This is a genomic window from Xenorhabdus budapestensis, from assembly GCF_002632465.1.
Lineage (GTDB): Bacteria > Pseudomonadota > Gammaproteobacteria > Enterobacterales > Enterobacteriaceae > Xenorhabdus > Xenorhabdus budapestensis.
Genome location: NZ_NIBS01000003.1, coordinates 242,160 through 260,687, shown reverse-complemented (window position 1 = coordinate 260,687; position 18,528 = coordinate 242,160). Strand labels below are relative to the sequence as shown.

General features: G+C 44.7%; 16 protein-coding genes and 1 riboswitch. Of the genes, 8 read left to right on the top strand and 8 right to left on the bottom strand.

Annotated elements, in window-relative coordinates; genetic code table 11:
* Window positions 1–7: 7 nt before the first annotated feature.
* From gntU to gntR, 3 genes are all read right to left on the bottom strand, one after another.
* Window positions 8–1,345 (bottom strand): gluconate transporter, encoded by a 1,338-nt coding sequence (gntU, locus tag Xbud_RS05450; protein ID WP_099135108.1) that lies wholly within the window; start codon window positions 1,343–1,345, stop codon window positions 8–10.
* Window positions 1,345–1,881 (bottom strand): gluconokinase, encoded by a 537-nt coding sequence (gene gntK / locus Xbud_RS05445; protein ID WP_099135107.1) that lies wholly within the window; start codon window positions 1,879–1,881, stop codon window positions 1,345–1,347. Before gntK ends, gntU begins: the two co-directional genes overlap by 1 nt.
* 221 nt (window positions 1,882–2,102) lie before the next feature.
* On the bottom strand, window positions 2,103–3,098 hold the full coding sequence (gene gntR / locus Xbud_RS05440; RefSeq protein WP_099135106.1) for a gluconate operon transcriptional repressor GntR: 996 nt from the start codon (window positions 3,096–3,098) through the stop codon (window positions 2,103–2,105).
* A 378-nt stretch (window positions 3,099–3,476) separates the two neighbouring features.
* On the opposite strand from gntR, the gene Xbud_RS05435 reads away from it, so the two are divergent.
* From Xbud_RS05435 to Xbud_RS05425, 3 genes are read left to right on the top strand one after another with little or no spacing between them, the layout of a single operon-like run.
* On the top strand, window positions 3,477–4,478 hold the full coding sequence (locus Xbud_RS05435; RefSeq protein WP_099135105.1) for a hypothetical protein: 1,002 nt from the start codon (window positions 3,477–3,479) through the stop codon (window positions 4,476–4,478).
* Window positions 4,478–5,629 (top strand): BamA/TamA family outer membrane protein, encoded by a 1,152-nt coding sequence (locus Xbud_RS05430; protein WP_099135104.1) that lies wholly within the window; start codon window positions 4,478–4,480, stop codon window positions 5,627–5,629. Before Xbud_RS05435 ends, Xbud_RS05430 begins: the two co-directional genes overlap by 1 nt.
* 14 nt (window positions 5,630–5,643) lie before the next feature.
* Window positions 5,644–6,777 carry a DUF4056 domain-containing protein gene (locus Xbud_RS05425; RefSeq protein ID WP_099135103.1) on the top strand — a complete coding sequence of 378 codons (1,134 nt, stop codon included), beginning with the start codon at window positions 5,644–5,646 and terminating at the stop codon, window positions 6,775–6,777.
* A 225-nt stretch (window positions 6,778–7,002) separates the two neighbouring features.
* On the opposite strand, the gene Xbud_RS05415 is transcribed toward Xbud_RS05425, so the two are convergent.
* Together Xbud_RS05415 and plsY are read right to left on the bottom strand one after the other, a co-directional pair.
* A complete protein-coding gene (locus Xbud_RS05415) occupies window positions 7,003–8,040 on the bottom strand; it encodes a zinc-dependent alcohol dehydrogenase family protein (protein WP_099135101.1) in 1,038 nt (345 codons plus the stop codon).
* A gap of 125 nt (window positions 8,041–8,165) precedes the next feature.
* Complete coding sequence (plsY, locus tag Xbud_RS05410; RefSeq protein ID WP_099135100.1) at window positions 8,166–8,825, bottom strand: glycerol-3-phosphate 1-O-acyltransferase PlsY; 660 nt, start codon at window positions 8,823–8,825, stop codon at window positions 8,166–8,168.
* Between the two features lie 108 nt (window positions 8,826–8,933).
* On the opposite strand from plsY, the gene folB reads away from it, so the two are divergent.
* Window positions 8,934–9,287, top strand: coding sequence for a bifunctional dihydroneopterin aldolase/7,8-dihydroneopterin epimerase (gene folB / locus Xbud_RS05405; RefSeq protein WP_099135099.1), 354 nt, complete (start codon window positions 8,934–8,936; stop codon window positions 9,285–9,287).
* On the opposite strand, the gene Xbud_RS05400 is transcribed toward folB, so the two are convergent.
* Window positions 9,284–10,438 (bottom strand): multifunctional CCA addition/repair protein, encoded by a 1,155-nt coding sequence (locus tag Xbud_RS05400; RefSeq protein ID WP_099135098.1) that lies wholly within the window; start codon window positions 10,436–10,438, stop codon window positions 9,284–9,286. The two genes, folB and Xbud_RS05400, sit on opposite strands and share 4 nt — an antisense overlap.
* A 30-nt stretch (window positions 10,439–10,468) precedes the next feature.
* On the bottom strand, window positions 10,469–11,089 hold the full coding sequence (locus Xbud_RS05395) for a TIGR04211 family SH3 domain-containing protein (RefSeq protein WP_099135097.1): 621 nt from the start codon (window positions 11,087–11,089) through the stop codon (window positions 10,469–10,471).
* Between the two features lie 309 nt (window positions 11,090–11,398).
* Here Xbud_RS05395 and Xbud_RS05390 point away from each other — a divergent pair, with 309 nt between their 5' ends.
* The 3 genes from Xbud_RS05390 to hldE all read left to right on the top strand — a co-directional run bounded on the left by Xbud_RS05390 (window position 11,399) and on the right by hldE (window position 16,748).
* Window positions 11,399–12,334 (top strand): CYTH domain-containing protein, encoded by a 936-nt coding sequence (locus tag Xbud_RS05390; RefSeq protein ID WP_099135096.1) that lies wholly within the window; start codon window positions 11,399–11,401, stop codon window positions 12,332–12,334.
* A 25-nt stretch (window positions 12,335–12,359) separates the two neighbouring features.
* Entirely contained in the window at window positions 12,360–15,227 is a 2,868-nt protein-coding gene (gene glnE, locus Xbud_RS05385) for a bifunctional [glutamate--ammonia ligase]-adenylyl-L-tyrosine phosphorylase/[glutamate--ammonia-ligase] adenylyltransferase (RefSeq protein ID WP_099135095.1), read from the top strand.
* Window positions 15,228–15,323: 96 nt separating this feature from the next.
* Window positions 15,324–16,748 (top strand): bifunctional D-glycero-beta-D-manno-heptose-7-phosphate kinase/D-glycero-beta-D-manno-heptose 1-phosphate adenylyltransferase HldE, encoded by a 1,425-nt coding sequence (hldE, locus tag Xbud_RS05380; RefSeq protein ID WP_099135094.1) that lies wholly within the window; start codon window positions 15,324–15,326, stop codon window positions 16,746–16,748.
* Window positions 16,749–16,862: 114 nt separating this feature from the next.
* On the opposite strand, the gene ubiK is transcribed toward hldE, so the two are convergent.
* The gene (gene ubiK, locus Xbud_RS05375) at window positions 16,863–17,141 is read right to left on the bottom strand and encodes a ubiquinone biosynthesis accessory factor UbiK (RefSeq protein ID WP_099135093.1); all 279 of its coding nucleotides are present in this window, start codon (window positions 17,139–17,141) and stop codon (window positions 16,863–16,865) included.
* Between the two features lie 178 nt (window positions 17,142–17,319).
* A riboswitch (FMN riboswitch) is annotated at window positions 17,320–17,568 on the top strand.
* Between the two features lie 120 nt (window positions 17,569–17,688).
* Between ubiK and ribB the strand changes: the two genes are divergently transcribed.
* Complete coding sequence (gene ribB / locus Xbud_RS05370; RefSeq protein ID WP_099135092.1) at window positions 17,689–18,342, top strand: 3,4-dihydroxy-2-butanone-4-phosphate synthase; 654 nt, start codon at window positions 17,689–17,691, stop codon at window positions 18,340–18,342.
* The last annotated feature ends 186 nt before the right edge of the window (window positions 18,343–18,528 follow it).

Below are 18,528 nucleotides of genomic sequence, written 5' to 3'. Positions count from 1 at the left end.
TAGAACATCATAACATCGCGAAATAGATCATGCCGACAATTGCTCCTGTTGTACCTAAAATAGTTTCCATGATTGTCCATGTTTTTAAGGTTTGTCCTTCTGTTGCCCCAGTAAATTTACCGAACAACCAGAAACCAGAATCATTGACATGGCTGAAGATCAATGAGCCACCAGCGATACATACAGAGAGTGCTGCCATTTGTGCACCGGAATAGCCGAGTTCACCGATAACAGGCAGTATCAGGCCGACAGTGGTCAGGCAGGCAACAGTGGCTGAGCCTTGTATTACACGTACAGCACCTGCCAGAATAAAACATGCCAATGCGATTGGCAGGCCGATACCAATCAATGCGTTACCCAACGCAGGCCCTACACCGGAATCAATCAACACTTGCTTGAAGACACCACCCGCACCTGTGACCAGTAAGATAATTCCCGCTGGTTGGATTGCCGCAGAGCAGACATCCATTACTTTTTCTTTGCTCATGCCACGACGAATTGCCAAGCCATAAATCGCCACCAGACAGGCAATTAAAATCGCGGTGAAAGGATGACCGATAAATTCCAGCCACTGATACAGTACAGCTTGTTTATCAACAAAACGGGCACCAATGGTTTTCAATCCAACTAATACTAATGGAAATAGCACCAGTGCCAGACTGAACGCAAAAGAAGGCATTTGGTTCTTACTAATGCTTGGTGTGCTCAAATCTTTGGGTAAATCCAGAGTGACATATTTGCTGATGAAATTGCCGTATATTGGGCCTGCCAGTAACATACCGGGGATTGCCGCACTCAGGCCAATCAGGATCATCCAGCCAAAATCTGCTCCCATTTGAGAAGCCAGCATCATTGGAGTTGGCCCCGGAACCAGAAACGCAGCCGCCGCTGCCACACCGGCAAACAGTGGAACTGCCAGTTTTACCACATTACCGCTAGTTCGACGTGTAACAGCAAAAACCACGCCGATCAACAGTACAACCGCTACATCAAAAAACAGTGGTAATGCACAGATAAGGCCGGCAATACCTAGCGCATAATGAGCCCTGTTTTCACCAAAGCTACCCAGTAATTTCACGGCTATTTGATCAAGTGCGCCTGTTTCATGCAGGATTTTGCCAAACATGGCCCCTAGTGCGACTACAATAGCAAGGAAGCCCAATGTGCCTGACATACCGTTTTGCATAGTTTGAGCGATTTTTTCTAATGGCATCCCGGAAAAAATACCAGCTCCCATTGAAACCAACATTAAGGCGATAAAGGCGTGTATTCGGGCTTTCATCACCAAAAACAGCAACAGAAGAACAGAGCCGACAGCTGTCAGCACCAGCGTTAATGTACTCATTAATGCTCCTCAGTAATATGGTGGATTATTTTAATTGTGTTTTTAATTACTTCATCAAGAGCTGGTTTGATATCAATAAAATGGACATCTTTCTCATCACTCGTCGGTTCTTCTAATGCCTCAAATTGGGAAATCAGCATTTGTGGTCTGAAAAAATGTCCTTTACGTGTTTTCAGGCGGCTCTCAATTAATTCAAAATCCCCCTGCATATACAGGAATGACAAGTTTTTGTTACCGTTACGCAGAATATCCCGGTAGCGTTTTTTCAGGGCTGAACACACCAGCAAAGAGATGTTACTGGTACGTTGCATGGCAAAAATGGCATCATTAAGCGCTTCTAGCCACGGTTGACGATCATCGTCATTCAAGGCATGGCCTTCTGCCATTTTCTTAATATTGGCGCGGGGATGAAGGAAATCTCCATCTAAAAATGCGGTATCCAGTTTATGGGCAACACCATTGGCAACGGCAGATTTGCCGCTGCCGGATACCCCCATCAATATAAAAACATGGCTTGGCTGCCGGGTATCGCTCATATCAAACTCCTTTGTGCAGATTTTGTCACTTGGTCGTCCTTGTGATCGAACTGCAATATTTTCTTTGTGAAATATTATCCGTTTAATGTTACCGGTAACTATCTATTAGCAACATTATCAGCAGCAAAGGAAAGTGAGCAATCAATCAAGATTGGTAAGAAAGGAAAATGTGAGGCCTATCGCAATTGAAGATGGGGAAATATCATTTTAAGCTACAAAAATTAAACACTTTCACCTAATGAAAGCGTAAATCCAACGTCAATAAGGGTTTGTTCTAGTTTTTCGCCCTTCAGGCGTGCAAGCAATGCTTCTGCTGCCTTGTGTCCCATTTGGTCACGGGGAGTCAGTACGCTGGCAAGCTTGGGGGTCATTACCTGACCGACATCATGTCCATGGAAACCGGCTACAGCAATGTCTCCTGGTACTTTGATCCCCTGACGCTGACATTCAAATATTGCTCCAATCGCGATATCGTCATTGGTACAAAACAGGCCGTCAACATCTGGATATTTCTGGTAAGTTTCCTGTAAGAGTCGGGCACCCAATGAATAAGATGAATTGGCCGGCGTCATTACTTTTCTTGGTTGTAATCCCGCACTGCACATTGCCACTTCATATCCTTCCAAACGGATCAACGTTCTTTCATCCTGTCGTGCACCGAGATAGACAATATTCTGGCAACCACGTCTGAGCATGGATTCTGTCATCTGACGTGCTGCTTCAAAATTATCGATACCGACGGCGACATCAAGGCAGGGCGATACACTGTCCATCAGTTCTACAACAGGGATACCAGTGGTCTCCAATACTTTTAGGGTTTTGGGAGTATGTGTTCGTTCGGCCAGGATCAGGCCATCAATATTATAGGAAAGCAGGGAGAGCAGACGCTCTTCTTCTTTCTGTGCTGAATAGCCATAATGCGCGAGCATAGTCTGATAGCCATGACGGTCTGTCACATGTTCAATACCGCGGATAACTTCGGCAAATACCTGATTGGTTAATGAAGGAAGTAACACTCCGATTGTCCGGCTGGTGGAATTGGAGAGAATATCCGGCACGCGATTAGGAATGTAGCCCAGTTGATCCACAGCCGCAGCAATCCGCTCCCCTAACGCTTCGGAAACCTGACTTGGATTACGTAAGAAACGGCTGACCGTCATTTTTGTGACTCCAACGAGGTCTGCAACATCTTGTAAAACGGCGCGTTTTTTCTTCATTTTCAATGCGGTGCAATCAATATTGGGAGGAGCAAGCTAATTAAGTGTGGTTTTAACACATTTAGACACCCTAATAATACGGTTTTTAGCAAAAAATTCTGGCTGACTCACATTCCATAGAGACTGCATTTATTCGTCAACTGCCATAAAATTTTTTTCTGATATAGATATCAGGAATAGTTATTTACTCAGATCCAGTCAATTTATCGAGAACATATAGAAATTATTAGAATAAAAAAATCAATCTGAAATTATTTATACAAAAGTCACTCATTAAAATATTTTCTATAACTTATTAATTTCAAGCACTTTTGGATAATCGTGCACAAGGTGGCTCATGCTAGTCTGCCGAGTCTTTCATTTTACTTTGAGTGTATTATGACCTTAACTAACTTTAGCAAATTGTTAGCCGCTACATTCTGTCTCGTAACTTCATACAGTTATGCAGAAAATGAGCGCCCACTTTTTTCATTGACGATGACTGAATCTGGTGTATCGCAAACGAATAGCGATGGTAGTTTGTCCCGCTCTGCAAAATCAGAATCTCGTGTTCTGCCGATTTGGGGGGATGAAGCTCGAGCCAAAGGCTATGATCTTCCTGAGCCATTTGGTGTCGGTTATGGGTATATGAATCTGCGTCAGGATGTTATTGTAGATAGTATTAAGTTTGGATTTGATAACCCAATGTTAAAACCTTTTGAAGAATTAACTACTATTAAAACAGGTAATACTCGTCAAAAAAGTGAATCTCATATGCTTAAATTAGATACTTGGGTTTTACCTTTTTTAAATGTATATGGTTTATATGGAAAAACCAAAGGTACATCAAAAACCATCTTGGATGGTATCTACTTAGGGAAAAATAACATCTTAGAGAATGGTACAACGCCTTTCGTACTAAATTTTAAGGGTAAGACTTATGGTGGAGGTTTTACTCTTGCAGGGGGATATAACCAGTTTTTTGCTGTCTTGGATACTAATTATACCCGCACTAAACTGGATATTTTAGATGGAGAACTTAGTGCTCTTGTTATAAGCCCTCGCATTGGTTATGAGTTTGTATTTAATCCATTATTTGATGGTCAAGGTAACACAAAACTCCAATTGTGGACGGGTGCTATGTATCAGGATATTACTCAGCGTTTTCAAGGCGATGTTCGCAATCTTAATAACTTACCCACTGAAATAGCTAATTGGATTAGTTTGACAGAAATGTGGGGTGGAGGTGACATCAAATTCGACGTCAAACAACACCTTGCCCATAAATGGAATAACACTGTCGGTGCTCGTTTCGAAGTCACTCGTAATTTCAATATATTATCTGAAGTTGGCTTTGGTAACCGAAACAGCTTCTACGTTTCTGGGGAGTTCCGATTTTAATGTTGGGCGTTACGACGATCAAAAGGCTGGTAATATCCAGCCTTCTTATTTTTACGGTCACATCAGCGCATGCGGATATTTTGCCTGATCGGCAAAAAATTGATGGCTGGCTCGAAAAGTTAGGTGGCAATAATCAATTTGATGCCAGCAAGAAAATTGACTGGGGTGTGCTGCCCGGCCCTTTTTATACACCTGAAATGGGAGTGGGGATTGGCGTGGCGGTAGTCGGGCTTTATCGCCCTGACAGTAACGATCATATCAGTCAGAACTCTTCTCTGGGGCTCAGTGGCTTTGGCTCATCCACTGGCGCATTTGGCCTGAATTTTACCAATTACAATTTTCTTGCTAATGATCAGTGGCGGTTATTTATTTCCGGTACGCTAAATAACATACCTACCTATTATTGGGGGCAAGGTTATCACGCCGGGAAGAATAATCGTAATAAAGAAAGCTATCGCTCGCAGGAGTTTGATATTCGTCCCCGTGTGCTTTATCGCGTTGCTGATGCAACCTATATGGGATTAGGCTGGAATTTCTCATCCGTCAATGCCAGTGACACCGATGTTCAGGCGAAAAAATATTTTGCACAGTCCGTTGGTGGGGCTTCTGTCATAAGTTCTGGTGTCAGTGCATACTTCAGTTATGACACACGGGATTTTCTGCCTAACCCTCAGCATGGCCAAACTATTGAGCTTATTTATACTTATTTTTCCCCTGAGTTAGGGGGCGATCATCATTTCCATGTCACACAATTACAGTTTTCGACTTATCACCAACTATCTGAAAAAACTGTGCTAGCCTTTGATAATTATGCCCGTTTCAGTGCAGGTGATGTACCGTGGAACCAGTTATCCCTGTTGGGGAATAGTCGGCGTATGCGTGGCTACTATGAAGGGCGCTATCGTGATAAAAACATTTTCACCACTCAATTGGAGTTGAGACACAAACTGGATTGGCGCCACGGTGTTGTTGGTTGGATCGGTACGGGAACATTGAGTGATACCCCTTCAAAATTGGGTGACAGGCATTGGCTCCCTTCAGTTGGTGTGGGCTATCGTTTTGAGTTTAAACCACGTATGAACGTCAGGTTAGATTTTGGTATCGGGAAAGACAGCACCGGGTTCTATTTTCAGGTTGGAGAAGCATTTTGAAGTGTTTGGTAACAATGTTTTTAGCAACATTGTTTTTAAGTTTTCTGTTGATAGCATGCCAAAGCAAACCAGCTCCTGCGACACCTGTCGAGCCAATGCTCAGAAGTGAGACATATGAACAGGCGGAAACCGATTGGCCAGTTCTGAGTCCTCTCGATCCTCCTGAAGGGTTAAGAGCGTGCTGTGTATTTGGTTACAATCTTAAAGCAGAGGCATTGGGGATCCCGATGCCTCTCTTTGGTATCGACAATATCGTTGAAGCTGAAAAATTGGGAGAGCACCACTATAACGATAGCGTTTTGGGAGCGAGTGCTGCGTTATTGGGGATCAGTAATGAAAAAATCGGTTTGTTATATACCGAGAAAGGCGGGTTTATTGATATTGCCCATGTAAGGGATACCGCAGACTATACCCTTTATTTCTTTAGCCAAATTTATGCTCACCTTGGGCAAGAGTGGGTGCTGACGCTGGATAATGAGCTTGCGGCGCGTAAGATCCACTTTTTTGCATTTACACCGCCGGAAGATCCCGCTGAAAGTTATACTCTGAGTGTTTATCTGGCCGCAAAACTGGCATTTCAGTTAGCCGCCTGGCATGAAATTGCCCAATGGTACGGCTATCAGTCTATTCCAGGATTCTCAGAAGCTGTTTCGGCATTTTCCCCGGAAGACCTCTATTCCAATCTGTTGGGCGCGAGATTGGCGCTGACGCTGATTTTGCAAGGTCAGGCATCTTCCGTCAGTCAGTTTTCTGCTGCCATCGCAAATATTCTGCCAATCGCATTACATGAACTGGGCGCTTACGATAGATCAGGCACAAAAGAGATGTTTGATCAGGTTGATGGTATATGGTGGAACAGTTATCAGCGGATTTCTAAAAAATTTCTGCTGCTGCGCAGGAACTATGAAACCCAGGATGATCGCTATCCATTAATGCCATTTGATAAAGAGAAGTCTGCTTTGCGTCTTTCTTTACCTGAATCTTATCAACATTTCTCGCTGGATAAGTTGGCAGAATTCCAGTTATGGCCAACGGATAAGATGAAAAACCTACCTGTGCCACAACGCTATTGGACAGTGAAAGATTTTCCAATGCTGGCGGAAAAAGCTGAAAAGCAGGACATGAAGCAGTTGTTGAATAATAAATAGCTGTTTGTGTTTTATACCCTTTGTCTTTCAAGTTGTCTCTTTGTTGGCTGTGCGCGCTCACCCCGGTCACCGTTTTTATAAACATACGGTTATCTATGCTCCCGACTATATAAGGTTAAATACTAATTCCCAAGTAACTGTAATGCCTAAAAGCCAATTTTGGATAGACCTCAACGCCAGGGATTTAGCAGGAAGTGTGGTTAAGCTACACTTCCTGCTAATCAATTATGCTGACAAGACAATTTTCAATGCTTTTTCTTGCGCTGCATTATTAAATACGTCATAAGCGGTTTCTATTTCATTCAATGGGTAATAATGAGTGACCAGCTTTTCAGGTGCGATTCGGCCGGATTGAACGCTTTTCAGCAACATCGGAGTACTGCTTGTATTGACCAGTCCAGTAGTAATAGTGATGTTTTTGATCCAGAGATTTTCCAGATGTAAATCGACGGATTTACCGTGGACTCCCACATTAGCAATAAATCCACCCGCTGCAATGATGTCCTGACATATTTTGAAAGTTGCGGGGATACCCACACACTCAATGGCAACGTCTACACCAAAGCCACCAGTCAGTTTGTTGATGATTGCTACTACGTTTTGTCGTGTCGGATTGATCATTGTGTTAGCGCCGAGCTGTCGGGCGACGCTAAGACGGTTATCATCAGTATCGATCATGATGATATGTGCCGGAGAGTAAAACTGTGATGCCAGCAGTGCTGATAGTCCGACAGGCCCTGCACCAATCAAGGCGATAGTATTTCCGGGTTGAACTCTGCCATTAATAACACCAATTTCAAAACCTGTTGGCAGGATGTCACTCAGCATTAAGGCAGCTTCTTCATCGACACCCTCTGGCAGGAGATGAAGACTATTATCAGCATGGGGAATACGCGCTTTTTCTGCTTGTGTACCATCAATCTTATGCCCCAGGATCCAGCCCCCATCTTTACAGTGCGCATAAAGCTGACGTTTACAATGAATACAACTACCGCAGACGGTGATACAGGAAATAATCACTTTATCACCGACCTTGATATTGCGGACTGATTTTCCAACTGACTCAACGATCCCAATGCCTTCATGTCCTAATGTCCGGCCGTGTTCTACGGTAGGAACGTCTCCTTTGAGGATATGCAGATCTGTGCCACAGATTGTTGTTTTGACGATGCGGACGATAGCATCTGTTGGTTCGATGAGTTGGGGTGGCGCTTTTTCTTCCCAGAGTTTTTTTCCGGCTCCGTGATAAACAAGTGCTTTCATATAACCCCCTTCACAGGTGATGGTTGTCACTTACGTTACTAGTTGTTCAAAGTTTAGCAGACTCTGGAAGGAGTGAAACAGGACAGAAGCAGGGCAGAAGCAGCCCCTTGTTGGGGCTGTATGTGTCATTCGTCTTGTTGTTCTTGCTCTTTAGCAGCCTGGAGTTTCTCTTTATCTGTCATTTCCTGTTTCTTTTTCAGTTTCTGCCAGATGCGGCTTTCCTGACCTCGCCAGAGACGTTGGATGTTATCGTGGTGTCGCATAAGTATCAGGCATGAAAGCATTGCGACAGGAAAGGTAAATTCCGGTTTGAACCACCAGACGTAGAAAGGCACGACGAGGGCACTGATGATTGCGCCTAATGAGGAGTAGCCGCTCAATAATACGGTCAGCACCCATGTTCCGGCAACCAACCCCATTAAATCCCAGCCAATGGCAGCAATAGAGCCGAATGCGGTGGCGACACCTTTGCCTCCCTTGAAATGGAAAAAGATTGGGTAAATATGCCCTAAACAGGCAGCAATGGCGATAATGCCTAAATAAAAAGGTTGAATGTCGAGTTTATATGCCAGCCAAACAGGGATCATGCCTTTCAGGACATCGCAGATCAGTACTGCCAGCGCGGCGGCTTTGCCGCCAATACGCAGTACATTTGTTGCTCCCGGATTACCGGAACCATGCTGGCGGGGATTGGGTAATCCTGCCAGACGACAGATCAATATCGCGCTGGATATAGAGCCACACAGATACGCGAAGATGATCATACCAAGCGCGATAGCACTCATAAGATATCTCCAATGAATAAAGGTCGTTTTCTTTACTATAACAATGGATAATACGCACATTTAGCCGGAAGTGGTATCCGGTGAACCGAAAAACGGAGAAACGGCGTGATGGATATCGTATTTATTGAACAATTAAGCATCATTACTACCATTGGCGTATATGATTGGGAACAAACAATTAAGCAAAAGCTGGTGTTTGATATCGAAATGGGCTGGGACAATAAACGTGCAGCTTCCAGTGATGATGTTGAGCACTGTCTGGACTATGCCAAAGTCAGTGAAACAGTGATCTGGCATGTGGAAAATCAGCGGTTTGCTTTAGTTGAACGCGTGGCAGAAGAAGTAGCTGATATTTTGCTGAATCAGTTTAATGCGCCGTGGGTCAAAGTTAAAGTCACTAAACCAGGCGCAGTAGCACAAGCAAAAAGTGTGGGTGTCGTGATTGAACGCAGAGCGAGTTAATGCTGATTTTGTTGCCAGTGAGTAATGGCGAGCTGGCGTTGTCGTTCTAACTCTGTACGGATTTCAGCCCCCTGAAAACCACGGGCAATGATCTGTTGAACATTAACCTGACTGGCAATAGCAAAGGCTTCCCGCAAATATTTTTCGGGTGGATAAACAGACGCTTTTAGCCCTGTACAGGCAAAGGCATCGGCTTTGCTACAGACAGCTAAATGCTCGATACGTTGGGGTTTTCGCCATGCGTCGATGGTATTGAACAGTATCAACAATTTTTCTGCCGGTAACTGTTCGGCAGTGTGTACCCAGTCATAGTATTGCGCCACGATGCCGGCAAGGTCACGTGTTGAATTAGGTATGCGCAACCGTTCGCACATCTGCTTAATCTGCTTGTTTCCAGTGTGAATGCAAAGTGAGGCGAAGCGGATATCGATATCAGTACTCAGTTGAGTGGATATTTGCAGGATATTCAGAGAATGAATCCCCATATCCGTCTCCATAGAAGGCACACCAAACAGATTATCGATTTCAGGGAAAAGGATCGCCAGAGCACCGCAGTCGCGTAAGACCTGGAAGTAAACGTGTGGAGATTGTGAGGCGAGCGCTTTTTCAGTCTCCCGCCAAACCCGTTCAGGTGTTAACGACGATAACTCACCTCTCGCTGTCATTTCAGAGATCAGTGCTTGAGTTTCTGTAGCAATGGAAAAGCCTAAATGAGCAAATCGGGCAGCAAAACGTGCCAGACGGAGTACACGTAGTGGGTCTTCTGAAAATGCTTCCGAAACATGACGCAGGATACGATACTTAAGATCTTCTATACCGTGATAAGGGTCGATCAATTCACCTTCAGGAGTTTGTGCAATGGCATTGATGGTCAGATCCCGACGTAACAGATCTTCTTCCAAAGTAACATCGGGAGCCGAGTAACAGGTAAAGCCGGTATACCCCTGACCGGATTTTTTCTCTGTCCGTGCCAGCGCATACTCTTCATGAGTATTGGGATGCAGAAAAACCGGAAAATCTTTTCCAACCTGTTGGTATCCCTGAGATAACAGCTCTTCCAGGCTGCCGCCAACGACAACCCAGTCTCTTTCTGTAATCGGCAGATCCAGCAGTTGATCACGAACGGCACCGCCAACCAAATAAACTTTCACTCTTGTGTCCTTAAACTTACCGTCCTTAAATCAGCTCATCCAACGATCTTTGCGTTTACGGCGTGGAACGATATGTGGCAATACAAGACCTAACAATAAACCAATACCTGCAACTGCACCACCATACATGAACCACTGCAAGATAATGGCTCTTTGCTTATCATCCAGTTGTAAGTTGGCGATTTCGACTTTTTTCTCCGCTACAGTCAGCTTGCTCTGGAGCTTCGCATTCTCTGCTTTTAAATCATTAATGATTTTATCGCTGGCCGCTACTTTGTTCTGCATCTCTGCGGTACGTTGATTCCAGCTATTATCAATATTAGCCAATTGTTCGGTCAGAGTTTTGATTTTCTGCTCCATGGCGGGAATGCGTTCACGTAGGCTAGGAATAGCGCTGAGCTCACTGGTTAAGATCCAGTTTGTACGCCCTTTATTATCCCTTATTTGTGAATAGCCATTCTCTGATTTTGGATTTACCAGAATAACCTCAGCACCGGCATTCAATGAACCCATAATGCGATGTTGATTACTGGGGCCGCTGCGAATATAAGCTGATAATTCATCAGAGACGTAACGTTTTTCCTCAGCATACACGGATAATGGAAGTGTAATACTGAGTAATAAAATAAGTAATCGATGTAGTTTTTGCATTCTGTCTTCTACTGTTTTTGGTGTATGGGTTACAAACTGATAGGGTTGCAAACTGATAGTAAAGAGTAAAGTTTGCGGGTGCAATCAGTAAACCAGAATGAATCCTCATTTAACTGATCGAATACAGGCATTGTTAGCGCTTTTTTGGCGGAGTAATACGATTACTTGGCGATGTAACAGAATTATTGTTGAGATAACACAATCATTGTTGAGATAACACACAGTTGTGGTTTATTTTTCCTGTTCCTGAAAAAAGTTGTGGTTAGGGTTAAACATGATCCGCCCTGTGTTAATTGAGAGAGAAAAAATATGCGTTCTGTAGAGATAGAGTTGAAACTGTCTGTAAAACCCGAAACGATATCGGCAATTCGTAACCAGTTGTTTCAGCTTCCTAATCATTACACTTCACCACAACATTTAACTAATATTTACTTTGAAACACCGAATAGTCAATTGCGTCGTTGGGATATGGGATTGCGTATCCGTAGTTTCGATGAACAGTATGAAATGACTATCAAAACAGCGGGGCGAGTTATCGGAGGTCTCCATCAGCGGCCGGAATTTAATGTTGCTCTTCAGCAGCCAGAACTGGATTTAGCCCGCTTTCCTGCTGAAATCTGGCCTGAGAATACTGACCTTACCCGATTGCAGGCTCAGTTGACTGAACTGTTCAGTACAGATTTTTGCCGTGAAAAATGGGTTGTGAATTATGGTCAGAGTGAAATTGAAGTTGTGTTGGATCAAGGGGAAATCCGGGCCGGAGAGAGAACCTCGCCAATTTGTGAGTTTGAACTGGAGCTGAAAACAGGCGATGTGTCAGATGTGTTGTTATTAGCAGATGAACTGGCAATACAGGGTGGTTTGCGGCTGGCGAACAAAAGTAAGGCTGCACGGGGATATGCTCTTGCCAGTAATAGATCTCCTGCCAAGTTGGTGGAAGGAAAGGCACTTGAAGCACTCGAATGGCAGCAACCGTTATCTGTTCTTCTTGCCGGAATTCTGGATCAGTGGCAGGCGCAGGAGGAAGAGTGGTTGGCAGGAATAGCCACAGGAAAAACAGGATTAGAACAGACTCTGGAATGGGTAAAACTTCTGACTGAAAAGCAGGGTGAAACGGCTCCGGCACTGGGTTTATTACCTGAATTAAAAGAGGCACTTTCTACAGGTGATGCAGAAGTATTGTGTTACAGCGCAAAATGGTTGCAATGCAAACTGGCGTTGATTCAGTGGTTGATGGCTCAATAACAATTTAAAAAGGGAAGCCTTACTTATGTTGCCACTTTCATCAATTTTAACTCACCAATTACAACATGTTATTGCGAATTTCCAGCAAGCGATAGAAACGACAGAAGCCTTTGCACCTCATGAACAGGTAGTATTGGCACTGAGTGATTTTGTCGCAGAAAACATACTGTCACGTCCTGTATGGTTGGTTGAAATTTGTCAGAATCCCCCTCAGCCTGATGAGTGGCAACACTACGCAGATTGGTTGAATCAGGCTTTGTCAGCAGTGGGGGATGAGAATTCATTGATGCGGACTCTGCGTCTTTTTCGTCACAAGATGCTGGTAAGAATCGCATGGTTGCAAGCACTGCAAATAAGCACGACAGAACAAACATTGCAACAATTGAGTGTGTTAGCTGAAAGTCTGATTATTGCTGCCCGCGATTGGTTGTATCGGCATTGTTGTCAGGATTGGGGAACACCGACTGATCAAGCGGGTGTAGCGCAGCCGCTGTTGATCCTTGGCATGGGGAAACTGGGAGGAGGAGAACTTAATTTTTCCTCTGATATCGATCTGATTTTTGCGTATCCAGAAAATGGTGTGACACAAGGTGGTCGCCGCGAGATGGATAACTCTCAGTTTTTTACCCGATTGGGGCAGAAACTTATCAAGGTATTGGATCAACAGACGGTGGATGGTTTTGTTTATCGTGTTGATATGCGATTGCGTCCGTTTGGTGACAGTGGGCCGTTGGTGTTCAGCTTTCCGGCGCTGGAGGATTATTATCAGGAACAGGGACGGGACTGGGAGCGTTACGCCTTGATAAAGGCCCGGATTTTGGGGTCTGATGATCAGGCATATTGTCATGAGCTACGTCAGATGTTGAGGCCATTTATATTTCGTCGTTACATTGATTTCAGCGTGATCCAATCTTTACGCAATATGAAAGGCATGATTGAGCGGGAAGTGCGCCGACGGGGTTTAAAAGACAACATTAAACTGGGAGCGGGAGGTATCCGGGAAATTGAATTTATCACACAGGTATTTCAATTGATCCGTGGAGGACGGGAGCCAAGCCTGCAATCCTGCTCATTATTGTTGACACTGAAATCCATTGAAACATTGGCGTTATTGACCACAGAGCAGGTCAGGCAACTGGAAGAAAGTTATCTGTTTTTGCGTCGGTTGGAGAATTTGCTGCAATCCATTCGTGATCAACAGACACAAACTTTACCGGAGAATGAGCTGGATCGTGCCCGTTTATCCTGGGGTATGGGATTTGCTGACTGGAATGAATTAATCGTGGAAGTAGAGAAAAAAATGTCTGCCGTCCGGGGCATTTTTCAGCATCTTATAGGAGATGAAACGGAGGAAAATAATGAGGAAGCTGCACATGTACCGTTTAAAAGTTTATGGCAGGAAAGCCTGAACAGGGATGAACTAATGGTACTTGCTCCTCACCTGAATGAGTCTGAAACTCAGAAAATGTTCGATATGGTTGCCCTGTTACGCCACGATATCAGTAAGCGCACCATTGGCCCACGGGGGCGTGATGTACTGGATCATTTGATGCCGCGTCTTTTGGCAAAGATTGCTGCAAAGAAAATGGGTGCAAGGGAAGATACAAATACTGTGCTGGAGCGGATTATTCCTTTGCTGCTCAGTATTGTCAGCCGAACAACTTATCTGGAGCTGATGCTGGAATCAGAACAGGTGATGACCCACGTTATTCGTCTGTGTGCTGCTTCTCCGATGATTGCCAGCCAACTTAGCCGCCATCCTTTATTATTAGATGAATTACTCGATCCTGCGTCATTGTACGAGCCTTTGCCTCTGGAGGCTTATCGGGATGAACTGTATCAATATTTATTGCGCATCCCTGAAGATGATGAGGAACAATTGCTGGAGGCGTTGAGACAATTCAAACAGGCGCAATTATTGCGGATAGCCGCAGAAGACATAGCAGGTGCCCTGCCGATTATGAAAGTCAGTGATCACCTGACTTATCTGGCAGAAGCGATTATCGGTGCGGTAGTTCAACAGGCCTGGCATCAGATGGTAAAACGTTATGGTGTACCGACACATTTATCTCAGCGTCAGGGGCTTGGTTTTGCCATTATTGGTTATGGCAAATTGGGCGGTTGGGAACTGGGTTATGGTTCTGATTTGGATCTAGTATTTTTACTGGATTGTCCGATGGGCGTAATGACTGATGGCGCTCGTTCTATTGATGCCCGTCAATTCTATTTGCGTCTTGCTCAGCGCATTATTCACTTGTTCAGTACCCGGACGGCTTCGGGCGTGTTGTATGAAGTTGATGCTCGTTTGCGTCCGTCCGGTGAATCAGGGATGTTGGTCAGTACCCTTGAAGCTTTTGATGATTATCAGAAAAACGAAGCGTGGACGTGGGAGCATCAGGCATTGATTCGGGCCCGTATGGTATTCGGCGATGAAAAAATGCGGGCGGATTTTGAACGTATTCGTCGGGAAACGTTATGTATGCCACGTGAGCCTGATCTGCTGCGTCAGCAGGTACGTGAGATGCGGGAAAAAATGTATCGGCATTTGGGAAGTCATCAAGATAGCCAGTTTGATATTAAAACTGATCCCGGTGGGATCACCGATATTGAATTTATCGCTCAATATCAGGTACTGCGTTATGCACAGGAAAATGCCAGATTGACCCGCTGGTCTGATAATGTACGCATTTTTGAACTCATGGCTGAACACAATATTATGGATGAACAGGAAGCAGTGGCATTGAAGCAGGCTTATATCACCCTGCGCAATGAACTACATCATCTTACTTTGCAGGCGTTATCCAATTGTGTCTCTGCTGAACGTTTCAGCCAGCAGAAAGCACTGGTGCACAATAGCTGGCAGAAGTGGCTTGGCGCTAATCAGGAAGAATAAGCCAGAGAGAAATAGGCTTTTTCTGAGGTTCTTGCTGGCATTTAGGCTGGTTATGGTAATATCCGCAACAATTTATTTTGATATTTGGAGCATGGGATGAACGTAGCACTCCCTGATTTTCACCGTGCAGGCGTTTTGGTTGTTGGTGATGTTATGTTAGATCGTTATTGGTACGGCCCAACCAGCCGCATTTCACCGGAAGCTCCGGTTCCTGTCGTTAAGGTCGATACCATTGAAGAGCGTCCGGGAGGAGCGGCTAACGTCGCCATGAATATCGCGTCACTGGGTGCCCATTCACATTTGGTGGGATTGACGGGTATTGATGATGCTGCGCGGGCATTGAGCGAAAAACTCAGTAGCGTGAAAGTTAAGTGTGATTTTGTTCCTGTGGCAACGCATCCAACCATCACCAAGCTACGTATTCTATCCCGTAATCAGCAACTGATCCGTCTGGATTTTGAAGAAGGGTTCCAGGGCGTAGACGCACAGCCAATGTTGGAAAAAATCCAGCAATCCTTGCCACATATCGGAGCGCTGGTGCTTTCAGATTATGGCAAGGGAGCGTTGCATCAGGTTCAGGCAATGATCAAATTGGCGAATGACGCGGGTGTCCCAGTTTTGATCGACCCCAAAGGCAACGATTTTGAACGTTACCGGGGTGCAACATTGCTGACACCGAATATGTCAGAATTTGAAGCTGTGGTTGGTCATTGTAAAGATGATGACGAGCTGGTGCAGAAAGGCACACAACTGGTGCAGGATCTGGAACTGAAAGCCCTGTTGATCACCCGTTCTGAACGAGGTATGAGTTTGCTATGTGTGGGACAGCCACCTCTGCATTTGCCAACTCAGGCACAAGAAGTTTTTGATGTAACGGGGGCTGGTGACACAGTGATTGGTGTTTTGGCAACGGCAATTGCAGCAGGAAAACCATTGGCGGAGGCCTGTTATCTTGCTAACGCAGCCGCAGGAGTCGTGGTTGGAAAATTGGGAACATCTACTGTTTCTCAGGTGGAACTGGAAAACGCAGTACGTGGTCGTGCAGAAACAGGCTTTGGTGTGATGAATGAATCACGTCTGAAAGAAGTCGTCGAACAGGCGCGTCAGCGCGGTGAACGTATCGTGATGACTAATGGTTGTTTTGATATTCTCCATGCTGGTCATGTATCTTATTTGTCCAATGCCCGTAAACTGGGTGATCGTCTGATCGTGGCGGTGAACAGTGATGCTTCAACCAAGCGCCTGAAAGGGGAAACACGGCCAGTGAATCCACTGGAACAACGGATGCTCGTATTGTCTGCGTTGGAATCGGTGGATTGGGTAGTGGCATTTGAAGAAGATACTCCACAGCGCTTAATTGCGGGAATTTTGCCTGATATCCTGGTCAAAGGTGGAGATTATAAGCCAGAAGAGATTGCCGGTAGCAAAGAAGTCTGGGCTGCTGGTGGAGAAGTGAAGGTATTAAATTTTGAAGATGGGATCTCAACGACCAATATCATCAAAATGATTAAAAATCAGTAAGTTTACCTGCATTATAATGCCGTTATGTTCCTTTCGTGATTTAACTTGTAACATAAACGGCATTGCTTGAAGAATTGGGAGAATTGTGTCTTGTAGTAATTCTCCTTAATACCGTTATTCAGCTTTCTTTTCAGCACTCGGTTGTTGGCTTTCGAGACGGGCTTCCAGTTCACTCAGGCGCTGTTCCATACTAACCAATTTTTCACGGGTACGCAGTAATACCTGAGTCTGGATATCAAACTCTTCACGACTGACGAGATCCAGTTTACTCAGTTGGGATTGCAATATAGTACGCAATTTTTTCTCTACATCATCACCGAACTCTTTTACGCCTTTCGGCATAGCACTGTGGATTTGGCGGGCAATTTGTTCAATTTTTTTTGGATCAAGCATGATGATAATCCTTTTAATGGCTGCGTTGTTGAAATGACAGGGCTGTTAAATGAATAACAAAACAGTGTTGTCGCTATTTTAATACCTGTTGGCGAAAGCACAAATGAATGATTGAGAGAGCGGTTTTATATTTGCTTTTGTCGATTACCCTGATAAATTATAAACGTTATAGTCAAATTGTTTATCTCAGGGCAGGGTGAAAGTCCCTACCGGCGGTAAAGTGAAATGACTTCTGGTGATTTCATGAAGCCCGCGAGCGCTCTGTTTGTCGTTATCCTTTTATTGCTAGAAACGTGTTGTCAAAAATTGGTTGTCAGAAACTAATTGTCGTAACTGGTTATCGTAACAACTGAGGATAAAACAGAGGTCAGCAGATCCAGTGTGATTCTGGAGCCGACGGTGATAGTCCGGATGGGAGAGAATAACAGCATCAACCGGGTGCTTGCGCTCGTCTGTTGTTTTTATTGCTATATTTTTAAGCAATATTAACTCCTCAAAATCGCCCTGATTCTGGTAATCCATATATTTTTAAAGAGGCTTCTTTACCATGAATCAGACGCTACTTTCTTCCTATGGTACTCCATTTGAACGTGTCGAACGTGCGATAGCTGCTTTGCGTGCAGGCCGTGGTGTAATGGTACTGGACGATGAAAATCGTGAAAATGAAGGGGATATGATTTTCGTTGCCGAAACTATGACCGTGGAACAAATGGCATTAACTATCCGCCATGGCAGCGGGATTGTGTGCCTTTGTATGACGGAAAAACACCGTCAGCAATTGCAGTTACCTATGATGGTCGAAAACAACTCCAGCCAATATCAGACAGCTTTCACTGTCACTATTGAAGCTGCACAGGGAGTGACAACCGGAGTTTCCGCCGCAGATCGTATTACTACCATTCGTGCAGCCATAGCAGATGATGCACAACCAAATGATCTGAATCGCCCAGGGCATGTCTTCCCTCTGCGGGCACAGAATGGGGGGGTGTTAACCCGTCGTGGTCATACCGAAGCGACGATTGATTTGGTGAAACTCGCGGGTTTCAAACCAGCAGGGGTGCTGTGTGAACTGACAAACGATGATGGCTCAATGGCCAGAGCGCCTGAGGTTATCGAGTTTGCAAAACAGCACGATATGCCAGTGGTCACCATTGAAGATCTGGTTGATTATCGTATTAAGCTGGAAAAAGCGGTTAGTTGACTCAGCATAGTTGTTTCTTACTACTGAGATTTTCTTCCACTAGCATGGAATCCCCCATAGTTCTCAATACGCAGCCAATAAAACTGCAAATTGAAGGATGAAGGGTAAAAATAGTTCGGCATAAAGCGCCGGACGGGGTAGAATATATCAGTTATATCGCATGTACGCTTGTAAGGCCGCAGCCCA